This is a genomic window from Bacillus sp. RC242 (genome assembly GCF_044908245.1).
Lineage (GTDB): Bacteria > Bacillota > Bacilli > Bacillales > Bacillaceae_G > Bacillus_A > Bacillus_A mycoides.
The window spans coordinates 16,081-37,189 of the sequence record NZ_JBIYCZ010000021.1; the positions used below are offsets into that span (position 1 = coordinate 16,081).

Annotated in this window: 26 protein-coding genes; all 26 read right to left on the minus strand. The window is 41.0% G+C overall.

Annotated features, from left to right (window positions below; translation table 11 throughout):
- Complete coding sequence (gene rpsE, locus ABH957_RS27020) at positions 1-501, minus strand: 30S ribosomal protein S5 (RefSeq protein ID WP_002063426.1); 501 nt, start codon at positions 499-501, stop codon at positions 1-3.
- A gap of 21 nt (positions 502-522) precedes the next feature.
- Positions 523-885 carry a 50S ribosomal protein L18 gene (rplR, locus tag ABH957_RS27025; protein ID WP_002009761.1) on the minus strand — a complete coding sequence of 121 codons (363 nt, stop codon included), beginning with the start codon at positions 883-885 and terminating at the stop codon, positions 523-525.
- Positions 886-916: 31 nt separating this feature from the next.
- Positions 917-1,456, minus strand: a complete 540-nt coding sequence (rplF, locus tag ABH957_RS27030; RefSeq protein WP_002063425.1) for a 50S ribosomal protein L6 — start codon at positions 1,454-1,456, stop codon at positions 917-919.
- A gap of 32 nt (positions 1,457-1,488) precedes the next feature.
- Complete coding sequence (gene rpsH / locus ABH957_RS27035; RefSeq protein WP_002091529.1) at positions 1,489-1,887, minus strand: 30S ribosomal protein S8; 399 nt, start codon at positions 1,885-1,887, stop codon at positions 1,489-1,491.
- Between the two features lie 29 nt (positions 1,888-1,916).
- Complete coding sequence (gene rpsN / locus ABH957_RS27040) at positions 1,917-2,102, minus strand: 30S ribosomal protein S14 (RefSeq protein WP_001085700.1); 186 nt, start codon at positions 2,100-2,102, stop codon at positions 1,917-1,919.
- A 33-nt stretch (positions 2,103-2,135) separates the two neighbouring features.
- Positions 2,136-2,675 carry a 50S ribosomal protein L5 gene (gene rplE, locus ABH957_RS27045; protein ID WP_002091528.1) on the minus strand — a complete coding sequence of 180 codons (540 nt, stop codon included), beginning with the start codon at positions 2,673-2,675 and terminating at the stop codon, positions 2,136-2,138.
- A 26-nt stretch (positions 2,676-2,701) separates the two neighbouring features.
- Complete coding sequence (gene rplX / locus ABH957_RS27050) at positions 2,702-3,013, minus strand: 50S ribosomal protein L24 (protein ID WP_000558201.1); 312 nt, start codon at positions 3,011-3,013, stop codon at positions 2,702-2,704.
- A 38-nt stretch (positions 3,014-3,051) separates the two neighbouring features.
- Positions 3,052-3,420 carry a 50S ribosomal protein L14 gene (gene rplN / locus ABH957_RS27055; RefSeq protein ID WP_002063420.1) on the minus strand — a complete coding sequence of 123 codons (369 nt, stop codon included), beginning with the start codon at positions 3,418-3,420 and terminating at the stop codon, positions 3,052-3,054.
- Between the two features lie 43 nt (positions 3,421-3,463).
- Complete coding sequence (gene rpsQ / locus ABH957_RS27060; protein WP_002091526.1) at positions 3,464-3,727, minus strand: 30S ribosomal protein S17; 264 nt, start codon at positions 3,725-3,727, stop codon at positions 3,464-3,466.
- 20 nt (positions 3,728-3,747) lie between these two features.
- Positions 3,748-3,948, minus strand: a complete 201-nt coding sequence (gene rpmC / locus ABH957_RS27065) for a 50S ribosomal protein L29 (protein WP_002091523.1) — start codon at positions 3,946-3,948, stop codon at positions 3,748-3,750.
- Positions 3,938-4,372, minus strand: coding sequence for a 50S ribosomal protein L16 (gene rplP / locus ABH957_RS27070; protein WP_002063419.1), 435 nt, complete (start codon positions 4,370-4,372; stop codon positions 3,938-3,940). The genes rpmC and rplP overlap by 11 nt, the downstream gene beginning before the upstream one ends.
- 1 nt (position 4,373) lies before the next feature.
- On the minus strand, positions 4,374-5,033 hold the full coding sequence (rpsC, locus tag ABH957_RS27075; RefSeq protein WP_002009771.1) for a 30S ribosomal protein S3: 660 nt from the start codon (positions 5,031-5,033) through the stop codon (positions 4,374-4,376).
- Positions 5,034-5,036: 3 nt separating this feature from the next.
- Complete coding sequence (rplV, locus tag ABH957_RS27080; RefSeq protein ID WP_002009773.1) at positions 5,037-5,378, minus strand: 50S ribosomal protein L22; 342 nt, start codon at positions 5,376-5,378, stop codon at positions 5,037-5,039.
- A gap of 17 nt (positions 5,379-5,395) precedes the next feature.
- A complete protein-coding gene (gene rpsS / locus ABH957_RS27085; RefSeq protein WP_000124452.1) occupies positions 5,396-5,674 on the minus strand; it encodes a 30S ribosomal protein S19 in 279 nt (92 codons plus the stop codon).
- A gap of 60 nt (positions 5,675-5,734) precedes the next feature.
- Entirely contained in the window at positions 5,735-6,565 is an 831-nt protein-coding gene (gene rplB / locus ABH957_RS27090) for a 50S ribosomal protein L2 (RefSeq protein WP_000511584.1), read from the minus strand.
- Positions 6,566-6,593: 28 nt separating this feature from the next.
- Positions 6,594-6,884, minus strand: coding sequence for a 50S ribosomal protein L23 (rplW, locus tag ABH957_RS27095; protein WP_001205557.1), 291 nt, complete (start codon positions 6,882-6,884; stop codon positions 6,594-6,596).
- Positions 6,884-7,507, minus strand: a complete 624-nt coding sequence (gene rplD, locus ABH957_RS27100; protein WP_001127261.1) for a 50S ribosomal protein L4 — start codon at positions 7,505-7,507, stop codon at positions 6,884-6,886. The genes rplW and rplD overlap by 1 nt, the downstream gene beginning before the upstream one ends.
- A 25-nt stretch (positions 7,508-7,532) precedes the next feature.
- Positions 7,533-8,165 carry a 50S ribosomal protein L3 gene (gene rplC, locus ABH957_RS27105; protein ID WP_404512605.1) on the minus strand — a complete coding sequence of 211 codons (633 nt, stop codon included), beginning with the start codon at positions 8,163-8,165 and terminating at the stop codon, positions 7,533-7,535.
- Positions 8,166-8,199: 34 nt separating this feature from the next.
- Entirely contained in the window at positions 8,200-8,508 is a 309-nt protein-coding gene (gene rpsJ, locus ABH957_RS27110; RefSeq protein ID WP_001040595.1) for a 30S ribosomal protein S10, read from the minus strand.
- A gap of 400 nt (positions 8,509-8,908) precedes the next feature.
- Entirely contained in the window at positions 8,909-10,099 is a 1,191-nt protein-coding gene (gene tuf, locus ABH957_RS27115) for an elongation factor Tu (protein ID WP_002009778.1), read from the minus strand.
- A 117-nt stretch (positions 10,100-10,216) separates the two neighbouring features.
- Positions 10,217-12,295 (minus strand): elongation factor G, encoded by a 2,079-nt coding sequence (gene fusA / locus ABH957_RS27120; RefSeq protein WP_113938449.1) that lies wholly within the window; start codon positions 12,293-12,295, stop codon positions 10,217-10,219.
- 206 nt (positions 12,296-12,501) lie between these two features.
- Positions 12,502-12,972, minus strand: a complete 471-nt coding sequence (gene rpsG / locus ABH957_RS27125; protein WP_002063416.1) for a 30S ribosomal protein S7 — start codon at positions 12,970-12,972, stop codon at positions 12,502-12,504.
- 29 nt (positions 12,973-13,001) lie between these two features.
- Positions 13,002-13,424: a 30S ribosomal protein S12 gene (rpsL, locus tag ABH957_RS27130; RefSeq protein WP_001142341.1), complete on the minus strand. Its 423-nt coding sequence runs from the start codon at positions 13,422-13,424 to the stop codon at positions 13,002-13,004.
- Between the two features lie 114 nt (positions 13,425-13,538).
- On the minus strand, positions 13,539-13,787 hold the full coding sequence (locus tag ABH957_RS27135; RefSeq protein WP_404512607.1) for a ribosomal L7Ae/L30e/S12e/Gadd45 family protein: 249 nt from the start codon (positions 13,785-13,787) through the stop codon (positions 13,539-13,541).
- 113 nt (positions 13,788-13,900) lie between these two features.
- Complete coding sequence (gene rpoC, locus ABH957_RS27140) at positions 13,901-17,512, minus strand: DNA-directed RNA polymerase subunit beta' (RefSeq protein WP_002009783.1); 3,612 nt, start codon at positions 17,510-17,512, stop codon at positions 13,901-13,903.
- A gap of 37 nt (positions 17,513-17,549) precedes the next feature.
- Positions 17,550-21,083 carry a DNA-directed RNA polymerase subunit beta gene (gene rpoB, locus ABH957_RS27145; protein ID WP_002113316.1) on the minus strand — a complete coding sequence of 1,178 codons (3,534 nt, stop codon included), beginning with the start codon at positions 21,081-21,083 and terminating at the stop codon, positions 17,550-17,552.
- Positions 21,084-21,109 lie beyond the last annotated feature (26 nt).

Below are 21,109 nucleotides of genomic sequence, written 5' to 3' on the forward strand. Positions count from 1 at the left end.
TTAACCTAGTAGCTCTTCTACAGATTTACCGCGTAATTTTGCAACATCTTCAGCGCGCTTAAGTTCGCTTAATCCGTTCACAGTAGCGCGAATCATGTTGATTGGTGTGTTAGTACCAAGAGATTTCGAAAGAATATCTTGTACACCAGCTAATTCTAGTACCGCACGAACAGGTCCACCAGCAATAACACCAGTACCCTCAGCAGCAGGTTTTAAGAATACTTCACCAGCTCCAAAATGACCGTTGATTGTATGTGGAATTGTTGTACCAACTAATGGTACTGCGATTAGGTTTTTCTTAGCGTCTTCGATAGCTTTACGGATTGCGTCTGGTACCTCTTGTGCTTTACCAGTACCGAATCCAACATGACCGTTTTTATCGCCAACTACAACTAGTGCAGCAAAGCGGAAACGACGACCACCCTTAACAACTTTCGCGACACGATTTATCGTAACTACACGTTCTTCAAGTTCTAATTTACTTGGGTCAATGCGTTGCATCAATTTTCCCTCCTTTGACCATTAAAATTGTAATCCAGCCTCACGAGCAGCTTCAGCTAGAGCTTTAACACGGCCATGGTATAAGTAACCACCGCGATCAAATACTACTTCTTTAACGCCTTTCTCTACAGCACGCTTAGCAACTGATTCTCCAACTTTCGTAGCAGCTTCAGTATTGCTAGTACCGTTAAGAGCAAGGTCTTTATCAAGAGTAGATGCACTTACTAATGTTACACCATTTACATCATCAATAACTTGAGCGTAAATATGTTGGTTAGAACGGTACACGTTTAAACGTGGACGTTCTGCAGTACCAGTAAGTTTAGCACGTACACGTGCATGTCTTTTCTTACGAGTCGCATTTTTAGCAGCTTTAGTGATCATTCTTGTCACTCCTTTCTTTCACCTAACGGGTTTACTTAGCAGTTTTACCTTCTTTACGACGAACAACTTCGCCTTCGTAACGAATACCTTTACCTTTATATGGCTCAGGAGCACGTACAGCACGGATGTTAGCAGCAAATTCGCCAACACGTTGCTTGTCGATACCTTTAATTACGATTTTAGTTGGTACAGGTACTTCAACTTCAAGTCCTGCTTCTGGAGTCATTTCTACTGGATGAGAATAACCTACGCTTAAAACAAGTTTATCACCTTGTTTTTGAGCACGGTAACCAACACCGACTAATTCAAGTCCGCGTGCAAAACCTGTAGTTACACCTTCAACCATGTTTCCGATTAAAGCACGAGTTGTACCGTGTAATGCACGGTGTTCCTTCTGTTCAGATGGACGCTCAACTGTTAGTGTATTTTCTTCAATTTTGATAGACATATCAGTTTTGAAAGTACGAGTTAATTCACCTTTAGGGCCTTTTACTGTTACAGTATTGTCTTCTGCAACTGTAATAGTAACACCTGCAGGGATTTCAAGAATCTTTTTACCAATACGAGACATGTGGTCACACCTCCGTTCGTTTTAAATATATATTACCAAACGTATGCTACTACTTCTCCACCAGTTTGTAATTGACGAGCATCTTTGTCTGTCATTACTCCCTTAGATGTAGAAACAAGAGCGATACCTAATCCGTTAAGTACACGAGGTACTTCATCAGCTTTTGCGTAAACGCGTAAGCCAGGCTTACTGATACGCTTTAATCCAGTGATTACACGTTCATTGTTTGCACCATATTTCAGGAAAATACGAAGGATACCTTGTTTGTTATCCCCGATGTATTCTACATCACGAATGAAACCTTCACGTTTTAAAAGATCAGCGATCTCTTTTTTGATTTTAGAAGCAGGAACCTCTAATTTCTCATGACGTACCATATTCGCATTACGGATGCGAGTAAGCATGTCTGCAATTGGATCTGTCATCACCATGTGTTTTACCTCCTTCCCATTTGTGGGTTTTACCAACTAGCTTTTTTAACACCAGGAATTTGACCTTTATATGCAAGTTCACGGAAACAAATACGGCAAAGCTTAAATTTGCGGTATACAGAATGCGGACGACCGCAGCGTTCGCAACGTGTATACTCTTGTACTTTAAACTTAGGAGTACGCTTTTGTTTCGCGATCATAGATTTTTTAGCCACGTTTTCGCCTCCTCTACTTAGCGTTGGCTTCCATTATTTTTGGAATGGCATACCGAATTGTGTTAAAAGTTCACGAGCTTCTTCATCAGTTTTCGCTGTAGTAACGATTACGATGTCCATACCTCGGACTTTACTTACTTTATCATAATCAATCTCAGGGAAAATTAGTTGCTCTTTAACACCTAATGTGTAGTTCCCACGACCATCAAATGATTTCTTAGAAACACCACGGAAATCACGTACACGTGGTAAAGAAACTGATACTAATTTGTCGAAGAACTCATACATTTGCTGACCGCGTAAAGTTACTTTCGCACCGATTGGCATACCTTCACGAAGACGGAAACCAGCGATTGATTTTTTAGCGCGAGTTACAACAGGTTTTTGACCTGCGATTTGAGTTAATTCTTCTACTGCATTGTCTAAAGCTTTTGAGTTAGATACCGCGTCACCAACACCAGTGTTGATTACGATCTTTTCGATTTTCGGTACTTCCATCACAGATTTATAGTTAAACTTGCTCATTAGAGCAGGAGTAATTTCCTTTTGGAACTTCTCTTTAAGGCGATTCAATGAAGTGACCTCCTTTCTTAAGAAAATTATTTATCTAATAATTCACCAGATTTTTTTGCAATACGCACTTTTTTACCATCTTCTACTTTGAAGCCTACGCGAGTAGGTTCGCCTGTTTTCGGATCTAATACCATAACATTAGAAACGTGAATAGGTGCTTCTTTCGTAATAATTCCACCTTGTGGATTTAATTGAGATGGCTTAGAGTGTTTTTTAACGATGTTAACACCCTCAACGATAACACGGTTTTGCTTTGGGAAAGCCACAAGGATAACACCTTGTTTTCCTTTGTCTTTACCAGTGATTACCTGAACTTTATCACCTTTTTTTACATGCATCTTAATTCTGCACCTCCTTAGCAAGGCAATACCTTAAATTATAGAACTTCTGGAGCTAAAGAAACGATCTTCATGAAGTTGCTATCACGTAATTCACGAGCTACTGGTCCGAAGATACGAGTACCACGTGGGCTCTTATCGTCTTTGATGATAACCGCTGCGTTTTCATCAAATTTAATGTAAGAACCGTCCGGACGACGAGCTCCGCTCTTCGTACGTACCACTACTGCCTTAACAACGTCACCTTTTTTAACAACGCCACCTGGTGTTGCTTGTTTTACCGTAGCAACGATAATATCACCAATATAAGCATATTTACGACCAGAGCCGCCTAATACTTTAATTGTTAAAAGTTCGCGGGCACCAGAGTTGTCAGCAACTTTCAAACGAGATTCTTGTTGGATCATGTTATGAAACCTCCCTTCGGACTAAAAATTCCGATTCGTCTATTTAGATAACAACCGCTTCTTCAACGATTTCAACTAAACGGAAACGCTTAGTAGCAGAAAGCGGGCGAGTTTCCATGATTTTAACGATATCGCCAAGTTTCGCTTGGTTTTGCTCATCATGGGCTTTATACTTTTTAGAATACTTAACACGTTTTCCGTATAAGGAATGAGTTTTGTAAGTTTCAACTAAAACTGTAATCGTTTTGTCCATTTTGTCAGAAACAACACGACCAGTATAAACTTTGCGTTGGTTACGTTCGCTCACTATGCAAACCTCCCCTCAATTTATCGATTAATTCCGATCTCTCTTTCACAAACTACAGTTTTCATACGAGCAATCGCTTTACGTACTTCACGGATGCGAGTTGGGTTCTCTAATTGTCCTGTAGCAAGTTGGAAGCGAAGATTAAACAACTCTTCCTTTAAAGCTTTAACTTTTGTTTCGATTTCGGCAGTGGTTAATTCACGAATATCATTAGTTTTCATTAGATTCACCACCATTTTCTTCACGTTTTACGAATTTACATTTCACAGGTAACTTGTGAGCTGCAAGACGTAATGCTTCGCGTGCTACCTCTTCAGATACACCCGCAATTTCAAACATAATTTTCCCAGGTTTTACTACTGCTACCCAGCCTTCTGGTGCCCCTTTACCGGAACCCATACGTACTTCTAGAGGTTTTGCAGTGTAAGGTTTAGAAGGGAAAATTTTAATCCATACTTTACCGCCACGTTTCATGTGACGAGTCATTGCACGACGAGCAGCTTCGATTTGACGGTTTGTAATCCATGAAGCAGCTAGTGCTTGTAAACCAAATTCACCAAAAGCGATTTCAGTTCCACCTTTTGCACGACCACGCATTTTACCACGATGCTCTCTACGATATTTTACGCGTTTAGGCATTAACATATTATTTTCCTCCTTCCTCAGAAGCTTTCTTTTTTGTAGGAAGGACTTCTCCACGGTAGATCCATACTTTTACGCCTAATTTACCGTATGTTGTATCAGCTTCAACTGCTGCATAGTCAATATCAGCGCGAAGTGTATGAAGTGGAACAGTTCCTTCACTGTAAGATTCTGCACGAGCGATATCAGCTCCGCCAAGACGACCAGAAACCTGTGTTTTAATACCTTTTGCTCCTGCACGCATAGCACGTTGAATAACTTGCTTTTGTGCACGACGGAATGATACACGGTTTTCTAATTGACGAGCGATGTTTTCGCCTACTAATTTAGCGTTAAGATCAGCTCTCTTAACTTCTAAAATGTTAATGTGTACACGCTTGCCTGTTAATTGGTTAAGAGCTTTACGAAGTGCTTCAACTTCAGTACCACCTTTACCAATTACCATACCAGGTTTTGCAGTGTGAATTGTAACATTTACACGATTTGCTGCACGTTCGATTTCTACTTTAGCAACAGCAGAATCTTTTAAGCGTACAGTAATGTACTCACGGATTTTGATGTCTTCATGTAATAACGTAGCATAATCTTTCTCAGCGAACCAACGAGATTCCCAGTCGCGGATAATACCGACACGAAGACCAATTGGATTAACCTTCTGACCCATCGATTATCCCTCCTTCTTTTCTGATACCACAACTGTGATGTGGCTTGTGCGTTTGTTAATTTGGCTTGCACGACCCATTGCACGTGGACGGAAACGTTTCAACGTTGGACCTTCGTCAACGAAGACTTTTTCAACAACTAGGTTGTTAATATCCATCTCATAATTGTGCTCTGCATTTGCGATTGCAGATTTTAAAACTTTTTCTACAACTGGAGAAGCAGTTTTTGGTGTGTGGTTAAGGATAGCAATCGCTTCACCCACTTGCTTACCTCGGATTAAGTCTACTACTAAACGAACCTTACGAGGAGCAATACGAACTGTTCTCACTACTGCTTTAGCTTGCATTGAAGTGCCTCCTCTCATTATCTTCTAGTTTTCTTATCGTCAGCAAGGTGACCTTTATACGTACGAGTTGGTGCGAATTCACCTAACTTATGGCCAACCATATCCTCAGTGATGTACACAGGTACGTGTTTACGACCATCATATACAGCAATTGTATGTCCGATGAACTGAGGGAAGATTGTTGAACGGCGAGACCAAGTTTTAACAACTTGTTTTTGCTCAGATGCAACTAATTTTTCCATTTTGTTCATTAAGTGATCATCGACAAATGGTCCTTTTTTTAAGCTACGAGCCATTTTGGTGCCTCCCTTCGTGATTGGCGTACGGTTCTTGAAATGAACCGTACTACAATCCCATTATTTTTTACGACGACGAACGATAAATTTATCAGACGCTTTGTTTTTCTTACGAGTCTTGAATCCAAGAGTTGGTTTACCCCATGGAGACATTGGAGACTTACGTCCGATTGGAGAGCGTCCTTCACCACCACCGTGTGGGTGATCAACCGGGTTCATTACAGAACCACGAACTGTTGGGCGCTTACCTAACCAGCGAGAGCGACCTGCTTTACCGATTTTGATAAGTTCGTGTTGTTCGTTACCAACTTGACCGATTGAAGCGCGACAAGCAGATAATACTAAACGTACTTCACCAGAAGTTAAACGTACAAGTACGTATTTTCCTTCTTTACCAAGTACTTGAGCAGACGTACCAGCAGAACGGACTAATTGTCCTCCACGACCAGGCTTAAGCTCGATATTATGAACAACAGTACCTACTGGAATGTTGATTAATGGTAATGCGTTACCGATTTTAATGTCAGCTTCAGGGCCAGACATAACTTCCATACCTACTTCTAAAGTTTTAGGAGCAAGAATGTAACGTTTTTCACCGTCAACGTAGTTAATTAATGCGATATTCGCAGAGCGGTTTGGATCGTATTCGATCGTAGCAACGCGTCCTGGAATTCCATCTTTGTTACGCTTAAAGTCGATGATACGGTATTGACGCTTATGTCCGCCACCTTGATGACGTACAGTAATTTTACCTTGGTTATTACGACCAGCCTTTTTGCTTAAAGGAGCAAGTAAAGACTTTTCCGGTCTGTCAGTCGTGATTTCAGCGAAATCATTCGTAGTCATGTTACGACGACCGTTAGTAGTTGGATTATACTTTTTAATTCCCATCTCAATTTCCCTCCTTCTTTAGTAAGAATTAAACGCCTTGGAAGATTTCGATTTCTTTGCTGTCAGCAGTTAGCTTAACGATTGCTTTACGACGACGGCTAGTAAAACCAGCGTGACGACCAACACGTTTTGCTTTCGGCTTGTAGTTCATGATATTTACTTTGTCTACATTAACACCAAAGATCGCTTCTATAGCGTCTTTAACCTCTGTTTTATTAGATTTAACGTCCACGTCGAACGTGTATTTTTTTTCAGCCATCATTTCCATAGAACGTTCAGTGATAACTGGGCGCTTAATGATATCACGAGGATCTCTCATTATGCAAGCACCTCCTCTACTTTTTCCACTGCCGCTTTTGTCATGATTAGCTTATCATGATGAAGCACATCTAGCACGTTTACGCCATCAGCAGTGATTACTGTTACTCCAGGGATATTGCGAGCAGATAACTCTACAGATTCGTTTGCATCAGCAGTTACGATAAGAGCTTTCTTCTCAACAGTTAATCCTTTAAGTACTGCTACCATGTCTTTTGTTTTTGGTGCATTTAACACTAGGTCCTCAAGAACTACAATGTTGTTCTCAACTACTTTAGTAGCTAATGCAGATTTGATTGCTAAACGACGAACTTTCTTAGGAAGTTTGTACGCATAGCTTCTTGGTGTAGGTCCGAATACCGTACCACCACCACGCCATTGAGGAGAGCGGATAGAACCTTGACGAGCACGTCCAGTTCCTTTTTGACGCCATGGTTTACGACCACCACCGCGAACTTCAGAGCGAGTTTTTACTTTGTGTGTACCTTGACGTAAAGATGCACGTTGCATCATTACAGCTTCAAATAGTACAGCTTCATTTGGTTCGATACCGAAAATAGCTTCAGCTAATTCGATTTCACCAACCTGTGAACCAGTTTGGTTATATACAGTAACTTTTGGCATTGGAATTCCTCCTTCCTATTGTGAATTATTTGCTAACCTTCACAGCGCCTTGAACAACTACAAGAGATTTCTTAGCACCTGGAACGTTACCTTTTACTAGTAATAAGTTGCGCTCAGTGTCAACTTGAACGATTTCTAAGTTTTGGATAGTAACTTGGTCTCCACCCATACGTCCAGCAAGTTTTTTGCCTTTGAATACACGGTTCGGAGCAACTGGCCCCATTGAACCTGGACGACGGTGATAGCGAGAACCATGAGACATAGGTCCGCGAGATTGTCCGTGGCGTTTAATAACACCTTGGAAACCTTTACCTTTAGAAATTCCTGTTACGTCAACGATTTCACCTGCAGTGAAAACTTCAACTTTTACCTCTTGACCAACCTCTAATCCGTCCACGTCTGCATCGCGGATTTCGCGAATGAAGCGCTTAGGAGTTGTAGATGCTTTAGCAGTGTGGCCTTGTTCAGGTTTGTTAGTTAACTTTTCACGTTTATCTTCAAATCCTAACTGAATTGCGTTGTAGCCATCAGTTTCAGTTGTTTTCTTTTGAAGAACAACGTTTGGATTAGCAGCGATTACCGTTACTGGGATTAACTCACCGTTCTCAGCAAATACTTGAGTCATACCGATCTTTCTTCCTAAGATTCCTTTGGTCATGAGTTACACCTCCTACATTTTTAAGTTATATGAATTATAGTTTGATTTCGATATCTACACCAGATGGTAAATCTAAACGCATTAATGAATCTACTGTTTGTGGAGTAGGACTCACGATGTCGATTAGACGTTTGTGTGTGCGCATTTCGAATTGTTCACGAGAATCTTTGTACTTATGAACAGCACGAAGAATTGTGTAAATAGTCTTCTCAGTTGGTAATGGGATCGGACCAGAAACTGTTGCCCCAGAACGCTTAGCTGTTTCTACAATTTTCTCAGCTGATTGATCAAGAATACGGTGATCATAAGCTTTTAAACGGATACGAATTTTTTCTTTTGCCATTATTTTCCCTCCTTCGTTCGCCTATTTCTAAAATAGACCTTCTCCATGGAAATTTCCCCACACCATGCCATGGCAAAGCGGCCGGGTGTGTCAGCAACCTTCCACTTCATCGCAGTCAAAGACCAACATTGTCTATTATACAATGTTATTCGTCTAGATGCAAGCATCTTTTTGTTCGCATCTGCTTTTCTCTACTTTTGCTATTATACATGGCACTTTAAAGAATATCAAGTTTTCATCTACTCTTATTCACCTTACAGTTTTTGGGTGTTATTTTCGTTTTATATACTATAGAAGAAACTCATCCAAAAATAGAAGATACATCTCTTTCTTCTATAGTAATAAGCAATAAAAAAACTCAAGGGAGAATCCCTTGAGTTTTTAATAATCTAATTAAAGACTACTCAGCAACGATTGTAGCAACTACACCGTAACCTACTGTACGTCCACCTTCACGAATAGAGAATTTAGTTCCCTCTTCGATAGCGATTGGAGCGATAAGTTCGATAGTCATTTCGATGTTGTCACCAGGCATTACCATTTCAGTACCTTCTGGTAATTGGATGATACCAGTTACGTCAGTTGTACGGAAGTAGAACTGTGGACGGTAGTTAGCGAAGAATGGAGTATGACGTCCACCTTCTTCTTTAGATAATACGAAAACCTCAGCTTTGAATTTAGCGTGTGCTTTTACAGAGCCAGTTTTAGCAAGAACTTGTCCACGTTGGATGTCTTCACGAGCAACCCCACGAAGTAGAGCACCGATGTTGTCTCCAGCTTGAGCTTGGTCAAGAAGCTTACGGAACATTTCTACACCAGTTACAGTTGTAGTAGCATTCTCTTCAGCAAGACCGATGATTTCTACTACGTCACCAACTTTAACGATTCCACGCTCAACACGACCAGTTGCAACTGTACCACGACCTGTGATAGAGAATACATCCTCGATAGGCATTAAGAATGGTTTGTCAGTTTCACGTTCTGGAGTTGGGATGTAAGCATCAACTTCAGTCATTAATTCGATGATTTTTTCTTCCCACTCAGCTTCTCCTTGAAGAGCTTTAAGAGCAGAACCTTTAATTACAGGAATATCGTCGCCTGGGAATCCGTATTCAGATAATAGGTCGCGAACTTCCATTTCTACTAATTCTAATAATTCTTCGTCATCTACCATGTCGCATTTGTTTAAGAATACAACGATGTAAGGAACACCTACTTGACGAGAAAGAAGGATGTGCTCACGTGTTTGAGGCATTGGACCATCAGCAGCAGATACTACTAAGATACCGCCGTCCATTTGAGCAGCACCAGTGATCATGTTTTTAACATAGTCAGCATGACCTGGGCAGTCAACGTGTGCATAGTGACGAGTTTCAGTTTCGTACTCAACGTGTGCAGTTGAGATTGTGATTCCGCGCTCTCTTTCTTCTGGAGCAGCGTCGATTTGATCGTATCCGCGTGCTTCAGCACCACCAGCTTTTGCAAGAACTGTAGTGATCGCAGCAGTTAATGTAGTTTTACCATGGTCAACGTGGCCGATTGTACCGATGTTAACATGGGGTTTAGAACGTTCGAATTTAGCTTTAGCCATTCTAAATTCCTCCTTAGTTTATATGGGTTATTTTATATTCAGACTAGAAAGTGAAACTTGCGTCTCACTTTCTAAGCTTACATAAGTAGTTATACTTGAACAATCGATAAAAATCAATTATTCACCTTTATTTTTTTTAATAATTTCTTCAGAAACAGACTTCGGTACTTCTTCATAATGATCAAATGTCATTGAGAATGTTCCGCGTCCTTGAGTGTTAGAACGTAATGCCGTTGCATAACCGAACATTTCAGAAAGTGGAACCATAGCGCGAACAACTTGTGCGTTACCGCGAGCTTCCATACCTTCTACACGTCCACGACGAGATGTTACGTCGCCCATAATGTCACCCATGTACTCTTCAGGAATTACAACTTCAACTTTCATCATTGGCTCAAGAATTACTGGGCTACATTTAGAAACCGCAGCTTTAAGCGCCATAGATGCAGCGATTTTGAACGCCATCTCAGATGAATCGACATCATGGTAAGATCCGTCAACTAACGCAGCTTTAATATCAACTAGTGGATAACCAGCTAGTACACCATTTTTAAGTGCGTCTTCAAGACCCGCTCCAACAGCTGGGATGTATTCACGTGGAACTACACCACCGACTACCTTGTTTTGGAATTCGAATCCTTTACCTTCTTCATTAGGTTCAAACTCAATCCAAACGTGACCGAATTGTCCACGACCACCAGATTGACGAGCGAACTTACCTTCAACTTTCGCAGCAGCGCGGAAAGTCTCACGGTATGCTACCTGAGGAGCACCAACGTTTGCTTCCACTTTGAATTCACGGCGCATACGGTCAACAATGATATCAAGGTGAAGTTCACCCATACCAGCGATGATTGTTTGGCCAGTTTCTTGGTCAGTGTGAGCACGGAATGTTGGATCTTCTTCAGAAAGCTTAGATAATGCTGTACCCATTTTATCTTGGTCAGCTTTAGATTTTGGTTCGATAGCTACAGAGATAACTGGCTCTGGGAATTCCATAGACTCAAGGATAACAAGGCTCTTCTCGTCACAAAGAGTATCACCAGTAGTAGTATCTTTTAAACCTACAGCAGCAGCGATATCACCAGCGTAAACTGTTGAAATCTCTTCACGGCTGTTAGCGTGCATTTGTAGGATACGACCTACACGCTCACGCTTACCTTTAGTTGAGTTTTTCACGTATGATCCAGAGTTTAACACACCAGAGTACACACGGAAGAACGTTAACTTACCAACATAAGGATCAGTCATGATTTTGAATGCTAAAGCTGCGAATGGTTCTTCATCGCTAGACTTACGCTCGATAGCTTCATCTGTATCCGGAAGAGTACCTTTAATAGCAGGTACATCTAATGGAGATGGTAGGTAGTCGATAACTGCGTCTAACAGAATTTGAACACCTTTATTTTTGAATGCAGAACCACAGATTACTGGGAAGAATTCTACAGAAGTTGTAGCCTTACGGATACCAGCTTTAAGCTCTTCTACAGTGATTTCTTCACCTTCTAGGTACTTCATCATCATTTCTTCATCAAGCTCAGCTACCGCTTCAATAAGTTTTCCACGGTATTCTTCAGCTAATTCTTTATGCTCTTCAGGAATTTCGACACGCTCGATGTCTGTTCCTAAATCGTTAGAGTACATGTAAGCACACTCTTCAACAAGGTCAATGATACCATTGAACTCATCTTCAGCACCGATTGGTAACTGAATTGGATGTGCGTTTGCTTGTAAACGATCGTGGATTGTTCCTACAGAGTATAAGAAATCTGCACCAATCTTATCCATTTTGTTAACGAATACGATACGAGGTACACCATAAGTAGTAGCCTGACGCCAAACAGTTTCTGTTTGTGGTTCTACACCAGATTGTGCATCAAGTACTGCTACTGCGCCATCAAGTACGCGTAAAGAACGTTCTACTTCTACTGTGAAATCTACGTGTCCTGGAGTGTCAATGATATTTACACGGTGACCTTTCCATTGTGCTGTAGTTGCAGCAGAAGTAATTGTGATACCACGTTCTTGCTCTTGCTCCATCCAGTCCATCTGAGATGCACCTTCATGAGTTTCACCGATTTTATGAATACGTCCTGTGTAATACAGAATACGCTCAGTTGCTGTTGTTTTACCAGCATCGATGTGAGCCATGATACCAATATTACGAGTGTTTTCTAAAGAGAACTCTCTAGTCATTTGGTGTCTTGCTCCTTCCATATATGGATTGGATTATTTTATTTTAAGTAGCAAAAAAGCCACTTTATATTGTTACATATGCCAGTGTCCAGTACCCTCATTATGTAAAACGAGCGCCCAACGAAAGGGAGAGGCATTCTCCCTCTCCACACTTCCATAAGCGACAAATAAAGCGGTTTATGCTTACATTTATTTTACGTTGAATCCTACCAACGGTAATGAGCAAATGCTTTGTTAGCTTCTGCCATTTTATGAGTATCTTCACGTTTCTTAACAGCTGCACCAGCGTTGTTAGATGCATCTAAGATTTCGTAAGCTAGACGCTCTTCCATAGTTTTTTCACCACGAAGACGAGCATAGTTTACTAACCAGCGAAGACCTAAAGTTGTACGGCGTTCTGGACGAACCTCAACTGGAACTTGGTAGTTAGCACCACCAACACGACGAGCGCGTACTTCAAGAACAGGCATGATGTTCTTAAGAGCTTGCTCGAATACTTCCATTGGTTCTTTATCTGAACGTTCACGAACGATTTCGAAAGCGTTATAAAGAATTGTTTGAGATTTACCTTTTTTACCGTCAACCATCATTTTGTTGATTAGGCGTGTTACAAGCTTAGAATTGTACATTGGATCTGGTAACACGTCACGTTTCGCAACAGGTCCTTTACGAGGCATATTGAGTTCCTCCTTTCATTATAAATTTATTATTTTTTAGCAGGTTTTGGTCGCTTAGTACCATATTTAGAACGTCCTTGCATACGTTTGTCAACACCAGCTGTATCAAGCGCACCACGAACGATGTGGTAACGTACCCCTGGTAAATCCTTTACTCGACCACCGCGAATTAATACTACGCTATGCTCTTGTAGGTTATGACCGATACCTGGGATGTAAGCTGTAACTTCAATACCATTTGTTAAACGTACACGAGCGTATTTACGTAACGCTGAGTTAGGTTTCTTCGGAGTCATTGTACCAACACGAGTACACACACCACGTTTTTGAGGTGCAGAGATATCAGTTGATTTTTTCTTTAAAGAATTAAAACCTTTGTTTAACGCAGGTGATTTAGACTTCCATACTTTATCAGTACGACCATTTCTCACTAATTGGTTAATAGTAGGCATTTGATTATCCTCCCTTCGCATGTTTGTATGACCACATATCCAGGTGGTTCATTATTAGTTGAAAACAAAGTTTTTGCAAGGAAGAGCAAATGCTCTCTCCTCACAAAAACAGTTTTAACTTATTATTCCTATTGCTGAAGCTCCCACTTGAATCCCCGAAACTTTTCCAAGCTTACGAACTGATTCAACTTTGGTTATGGGTATGTTATGTTGCGAGGCAGTACGAATGATAACATGGGTTAACCGCACATCAGCATCTTCTGCAATAACAACTTCTTTAACTATACCATTTTTGATTGCTTCCAATGTTCGTTTATGACCAACGACTACATTTTCAGCATTTGACACTTTTTGATAAGACATTTAAATATCCTCCAAAGCATCGTTCAGGAGCAACCTTGATTATAGTAACATTTTGTCTCATACAATGTCAACTAGGATCAGCTGTTTTTATACAAAATTTACGACGGAAAATTTTACTGTTCCACATAAACTTCATCGTTTTCTACATTCATGTTATCTTGTGTTGTTTTTACAAGATCCACTTTGCGATAACGATTCATACCTGTTCCAGCAGGAACAAGCTTACCTATAATAACATTCTCTTTCAATCCTAGAAGCTCATCGCGTTTACCCTTAATTGCTGCATCTGTTAGAACACGAGTTGTTTCTTGGAATGACGCCGCAGATAAGAACGAATCTGTCTCAAGTGAAGCTTTTGTAATACCAAGTAGAACCGGTCTAGCCGTTGCTGGTTGTTTACCTTTCAGTAACACCTTCGCATTCGCATCAGTAAACTGATGGATATCTAGTAATGTTCCTGGTAATACATCTGTTTCACCCGCATCACTTACACGAACTTTACGTAGCATTTGACGTACCATTACTTCTACGTGTTTGTCACCAATTTCTACCCCTTGCATACGGTATACTTTTTGAACTTCACGTAATAAGTACTCTTGAACTGCTGTAATGTCCGTTACTTTTAGTAATTCCTTCGGATCAATAGAACCTTCTGTTAACTCTTTACCGTGGCTAATTGGCTGTCCTAGAGTTACTTTCAGACGAGCACCGTAAGGAATAGCATACGTACGAGCTTCAACTTCACCCTGTACAACTACTTCTTGGCGATCTTTAACATCGTTGATCGCTGCGATAACACCGTCAATTTCACTGATAACTGCCTGACCCTTCGGATTACGAGCTTCGAAGATCTCTTGGATACGAGGTAAACCTTGTGTGATATCATCCCCGGCAACCCCACCTGTATGGAACGTACGCATCGTTAACTGTGTACCTGGCTCACCGATAGATTGAGCTGCGATAATACCTACCGCTTCTCCTACTTCTACGTCTGTACCAGTTGCTAAGTTACGACCGTAACACTTCTTACATACACCATGGCGAGTATTACACGTAAACGCTGAACGAATGTTTACAGTTTCAACACCCGACTTTTCAACGATATGAGCAATATCTTCAGTAATTAATTGATTTTCAACAACTAATACTTCACCTGTTTCAGGATGTTTTACAGTTTTTCTTGCAAAACGTCCAACAAGACGATCATATAGTGACTCAATAACTTCATTACCCTCTTTAATCGCACCAATTAGTAAACCGCGATCTGTTCCACAATCATCTTGACGAACAATTACATCTTGTGCAACGTCTACAAGACGACGTGTTAAGTAACCAGAATCGGCAGTTTTAAGTGCTGTATCGGCAAGACCTTTACGCGCACCATGCGTAGAGATGAAGTACTCAAGTACTGTTAAACCTTCACGGAAACTCGATTTGATCGGAAGCTCAATGATACGACCAGATGGATTGGCCATCAGACCACGCATACCAGCAAGCTGAGTAAAGTTCGATGCGTTACCACGGGCACCGGAATCACTCATCATGAAGATTGGGTTGCGTTTATTCAAGGATTTCATCAGCTTTCCTTGGATAACATCTTTTGCATTACTCCAAATAGAGATAACGCGATCGTAACGTTCTTCTTCCGTGATTAAACCGCGACGGAATTGTTTAATTACATTATCTACTTTTGCTTGTGCTTCATGGAGAATTTCATCTTTTTCACCTAATACAAGAATATCTGATACCCCAACTGTAATACCAGCTTTTGTAGAGTATTTAAATCCTAAGTTTTTCATACGGTCAAGCATGCGAGACGTTTCTGTAATTTGGAAACGTTTGAATACTTCCGCAATAATGTTACCAAGGATTTTCTTGCTAAATGGTGCCACTTCTTCGCGACTAGCAATAATTTCTTTAATGTTCGCACCTTTTTCAACGAAATATTCCGCTGGTGTTTCTTTTTCAAGGTTTGAGTTTGTTGGTTCATTAATATAAGGGAACGACTCTGGTAAGATTTCGTTAAATATTAATTTACCAACTGTTGTTAATAGAAGCTTACTCTTTTGCTCTTCAGTAAACGTTACATTATTTACCGAACTCGCAGCAACTGCAACACGTGTGTGCAGATGTACATATCCATTTTGGTATGCAAGTATTGCTTCGTTTGCATCTTTGAAGACCATACCTTCACCGATTGCACCCTCGCGCTCAAGTGTTAAGTAATAGTTACCTAATACCATATCCTGAGATGGAGTAACAACTGGTTTTCCGTCTTTTGGATTCAAGATGTTTTGTGCCGCTAACATAAGGATACGAGCTTCTGCTTGTGCCTCTGATGATAACGGAACGTGAACCGCCATTTGGTCACCGTCAAAGTCCGCGTTGTATGCAGTACATACAAGTGGGTGAAGACGGATTGCACGACCTTCTACTAGTGTAGGTTCAAACGCCTGGATACCAAGACGGTGAAGTGTTGGTGCGCGGTTTAGAAGTACTGGATGCTCTTTGATCACAGATTCTAAAACGTCCCAAACTTCAGGGTGTACACGCTCGATTTTACGTTTAGCACTCTTAATGTTGTGTGCTAATCCTTTTCCAACTAACTCTTTCATAACGAAAGGTTTAAACAATTCAAGTGCCATTTCTTTCGGCAATCCACATTGGTACATCTTTAAGTTCGGTCCTACAACGATTACAGAACGGCCAGAGTAGTCAACACGTTTACCTAATAAGTTTTGACGGAAACGTCCTTGTTTACCTTTAAGCATGTGAGATAGTGATTTTAATGGACGGTTACCTGGTCCAGTAACTGGACGGCCACGGCGACCATTATCGATTAATGCGTCTACAGCTTCTTGTAACATACGTTTTTCGTTTTGAACGATAATGCTTGGTGCACCTAAGTCCAATAGACGTTTTAAACGGTTGTTACGGTTAATTACACGACGATATAAGTCGTTTAAGTCAGAAGTAGCAAAACGTCCACCATCTAACTGTACCATTGGGCGTAGTTCTGGTGGGATAACTGGAAGAACCTCTAAGATCATCCAAGATGGGTGATTTCCAGAGTTACGGAATGCTTCTAATACTTCTAGACGTTTAATAGCACGAGTACGGCGTTGTCCTTGTGCTGTTTTTAATTCTTCTTTTAAGAAGTCTACTTCTTTATCTAAATCGATGTCTTGCAGTAATTTTTTAATCGCTTCTGCACCCATAGCAGCATGGAATGTACTGCCATATCGATCACGATATGCACGGTATTCTTTTTCAGAAAGTAATTGCTTCTTATCAAGTGGTGTATCTCCACTTTCTGTTACAACATAAGAAGCGAAATAAATTACTTCTTCAAGCGCGCGAGGGGACATGTCTAAGACAAGTCCCATGCGGCTCGGGATACCTTTGAAATACCAAATATGAGATACAGGAGCAGCTAATTCGATATGACCCATACGTTCACGACGAACTTTTGCACGCGTTACTTCAACGCCACATCGATCACAAACTACACCTTTATAACGTACACGTTTATATTTTCCGCAATGACATTCCCAGTCCTTTTGTGGTCCGAAAATACGCTCACAGAACAAGCCATCTTTTTCAGGCTTTAACGTACGATAGTTAATTGTTTCTGGTTTCTTAACTTCACCGTATGACCAAGAACGAATCTTGTCAGGTGAAGCAAGTCCAATCTTCATATATTCAAAGTTATTTACATCTATCAAGGGGCCTACCTCCCTTTTAGTCTACAGGTTATCCCAATTATTCCTTAGTTGTCTCAACTTCAACATTCAATTTATCTGCTGATTGATGATCATCGTCATCTTCCGTATCACGCATTTCAATTTCTGTATCGTTGATAGACATCATTTTAACGTCCATACCTAAACTTTGCAGTTCTTTAATCAATACTTTGAATGATTCAGGAACACCTGGTTCTGGAACATTTTCACCTTTAACAATTGCTTCATACGTCTTAACACGCCCAATAACATCATCAGACTTCACTGTTAAGATTTCTTGAAGAGTATAAGCAGCACCATAAGCTTCAAGTGCCCAAACCTCCATCTCACCGAAACGCTGTCCACCGAACTGAGCTTTACCTCCAAGAGGTTGCTGCGTTACAAGTGAGTATGGTCCAGTAGAACGAGCATGAAGTTTATCGTCAACCATGTGCGCAAGTTTGATCATATACATGACACCAACAGATACACGGTTATCGAATGGCTCACCAGTACGTCCGTCATACAGGATTGTTTTCGCGTCATTTGCCATACCAGCTTCTTCAATTGTGCCCCATACATCTTCCTCACGAGCACCATCGAATACCGGTGTTGCAATGTGAATACCAAGGTATCTTGCTGCCATACCAAGATGAAGCTCTAATACCTGACCGATATTCATACGAGATGGTACCCCTAATGGGTTTAACATGATATCGATTGGCGTACCATCTGGTAAGTAAGGCATATCTTCTTCCGGTAAAATACGGGAAATAACACCTTTGTTACCATGACGACCGGCCATTTTGTCACCTTCAGAAATTTTACGCTTTTGAACGATATATGCACGTACAAGTTGATTCACGCCTGGTGGCAATTCATCGCCATCTTCACGGTTAAACACTTTTACGTCTAATATAATACCGCCACCACCGTGTGGTACACGTAGTGATGTATCACGTACTTCACGTGCTTTTTCACCGAAGATTGCATGTAATAGACGTTCTTCTGCCGTTAATTCTGTTACACCTTTTGGCGTTACTTTACCAACAAGTAGATCTCCATCTTTTACTTCAGCACCGACGCGAATAATACCGCGCTCGTCAAGATTACGAAGTGCATCTTCTCCAACATTCGGGATATCACGTGTAATTTCTTCTGGTCCAAGCTTCGTATCACGAGCTTCTGATTCATATTCTTCAATATGGATAGAAGTGTACACATCATCTTTTACAAGGCGCTCACTCATGATGATCGCATCCTCATAGTTATAACCGTCCCATGTCATAAAGCCAACAAGCACGTTACGTCCAAGCGCCAGTTCACCTAATTCCATAGAAGGACCATCCGCAAGGATTTCACCTTTTACAACTTGGTCTCCAACACTTACGATTGGACGTTGGTTGTAGCAAGTTCCTTGGTTAGAACGAATGAATTTTTGCATTTTGTAGCGATCTAAGTCGCCTTTTACTGTTTGACCGTCAACGTCTACATAGCGACGTACCCAAACTTCACGTGCTTCTACGCGCTCAACAACACCAGGCTGTTTACAGATTACTGCAGCACCTGAGTCTTTTGCTGATACGTACTCCATACCTGTACCTACAATCGGAGATTCCGGATTTATTAACGGAACCGCCTGACGTTGCATGTTCGCTCCCATAAGTGCGCGGTTAGAGTCATCGTTTTCTAAGAACGGAATACAAGCTGTCGCTGCCGACACTACTTGTTTTGGAGATACATCCATGTAGTCGATGCGTTCTTTATTTGTGACAATGTTTTCACCACGGAAACGAGCTACGATATCTTCATCAAGGAATTCCCCTACTTCAGATAATTTCATATTCGCTTGGGCTACAACATAGTTATCTTCTTCATCTGCTGTTAAATAATCAACCTGCCCTGTTACAAGACCAGTTTCTGGGTCAACACGACGGTATGGCGTTTCAATAAAACCAAACTCATTTACTTTCGCAAACGAAGATAATGAGTTAATCAAACCGATGTTTGGTCCCTCTGGCGTTTCAATTGGACACATACGACCATAGTGAGAGTAGTGAACGTCACGTACTTCAAAGCCTGCGCGCTCACGCGTTAAACCACCGGGTCCTAATGCAGATAGTCTTCGTTTGTGAGTTAACTCTGCTAATGGGTTTGTTTGATCCATGAACTGAGATAACTGAGAACTTCCGAAGAACTCTTTAATAGATGCAATAACCGGGCGAATGTTAATTAACGCTTGTGGTGTAATTGCATTTGTATCTTGAATCGACATTCTCTCACGAACAACACGTTCCATACGAGAAAGACCGATACGGAATTGGTTTTGTAGTAACTCTCCTACAGAACGCAGACGACGATTTCCTAAGTGGTCAATATCATCTGTATCCCCTACTTTATATAGCAAGTTAAAGAAGTAGCTAATAGAAGCAAGAATATCACCTGGTGTGATGTGTTTTATATCACGAGTAATATTTGCATTCCCAATTACGTTTATAGATCGTTCGCCTTCTGATTCTGGAGCATAAATCTTAATAGATTGCAGCTCAACATCGCCTGCTACCACTCCACCCATTGGTTTCGCTGTTTTGAATCCAATGTTTTTCTCTAAGTAAGGTAGAATGCGATCCAGTGTACGACGATCTAAGACTGTTCCTTCTGCCGCTAAAATTTCACCAGTTTCTGGATCCACCAGTGTTTCAGCTAAACGTTGGTTAAACAATCTGTTTTTAATGTGTAGCTTTTTGTTGATCTTATAGCGACCTACATTTGCTAAATCGTAGCGCTTCGGATCAAAGAAACGAGACACAAGTAAGCTCTTTGCATTTTCTACTGTTGGTGGTTCACCAGGGCGTAGACGCTCATAAATTTCAAGCAATGCTTTCTCTGTGCTATCTGTGTTGTCTTTTTCTAACGTATTGCTTAAGTATTCGTTATCACCTAAAAGCTCGGTGATTTCTTGATCAGAGCCAAACCCTAATGCGCGTAACAAAACAGTTACAGGAAGTTTACGCGTACGGTCAATACGCACATATACAACATCCTTAGCATCTGTTTCATACTCTAACCAAGCTCCGCGGTTTGGAATTACAGTAGCAGTAAAACCACGTTTTCCGTTTTTATCCACTTTGCCACTATAGTATACGCTTGGAGAGCGAACTAACTGGGAAACGATAACACGTTCTGCACCGTTAATTACGAATGTTCCAGTCTCTGTCATGAGTGGGAAATCTCCCATGAACACATCTTGTTCTTTTACTTCACCAGTTTCCTTGTTGATTAGACGCACTTTTACACGAAGTGGTGCTGCATACGTCACATCACGCTCTTTGCATTCTTCTACAGAGTATTTAGGTTCACCCAAGCTGTAGTCGATAAATTCAAGCGATAGATTTCCCGTAAAGTCTTCGATCGGAGAAATGTCTTGGAACATTTCTCGCAAACCCTCATCAAGAAACCACTGATAAGAAGAGGTTTGAATTTCGATAAGATTTGGTAACTCTAATACTTCACTAATACGGGCATAACTTCTTCGTTGGCGGTGGCGTCCGTATTGAACTAGTTGACCTGTCAACTGCTTCACCCCTCAAATCATGAGTA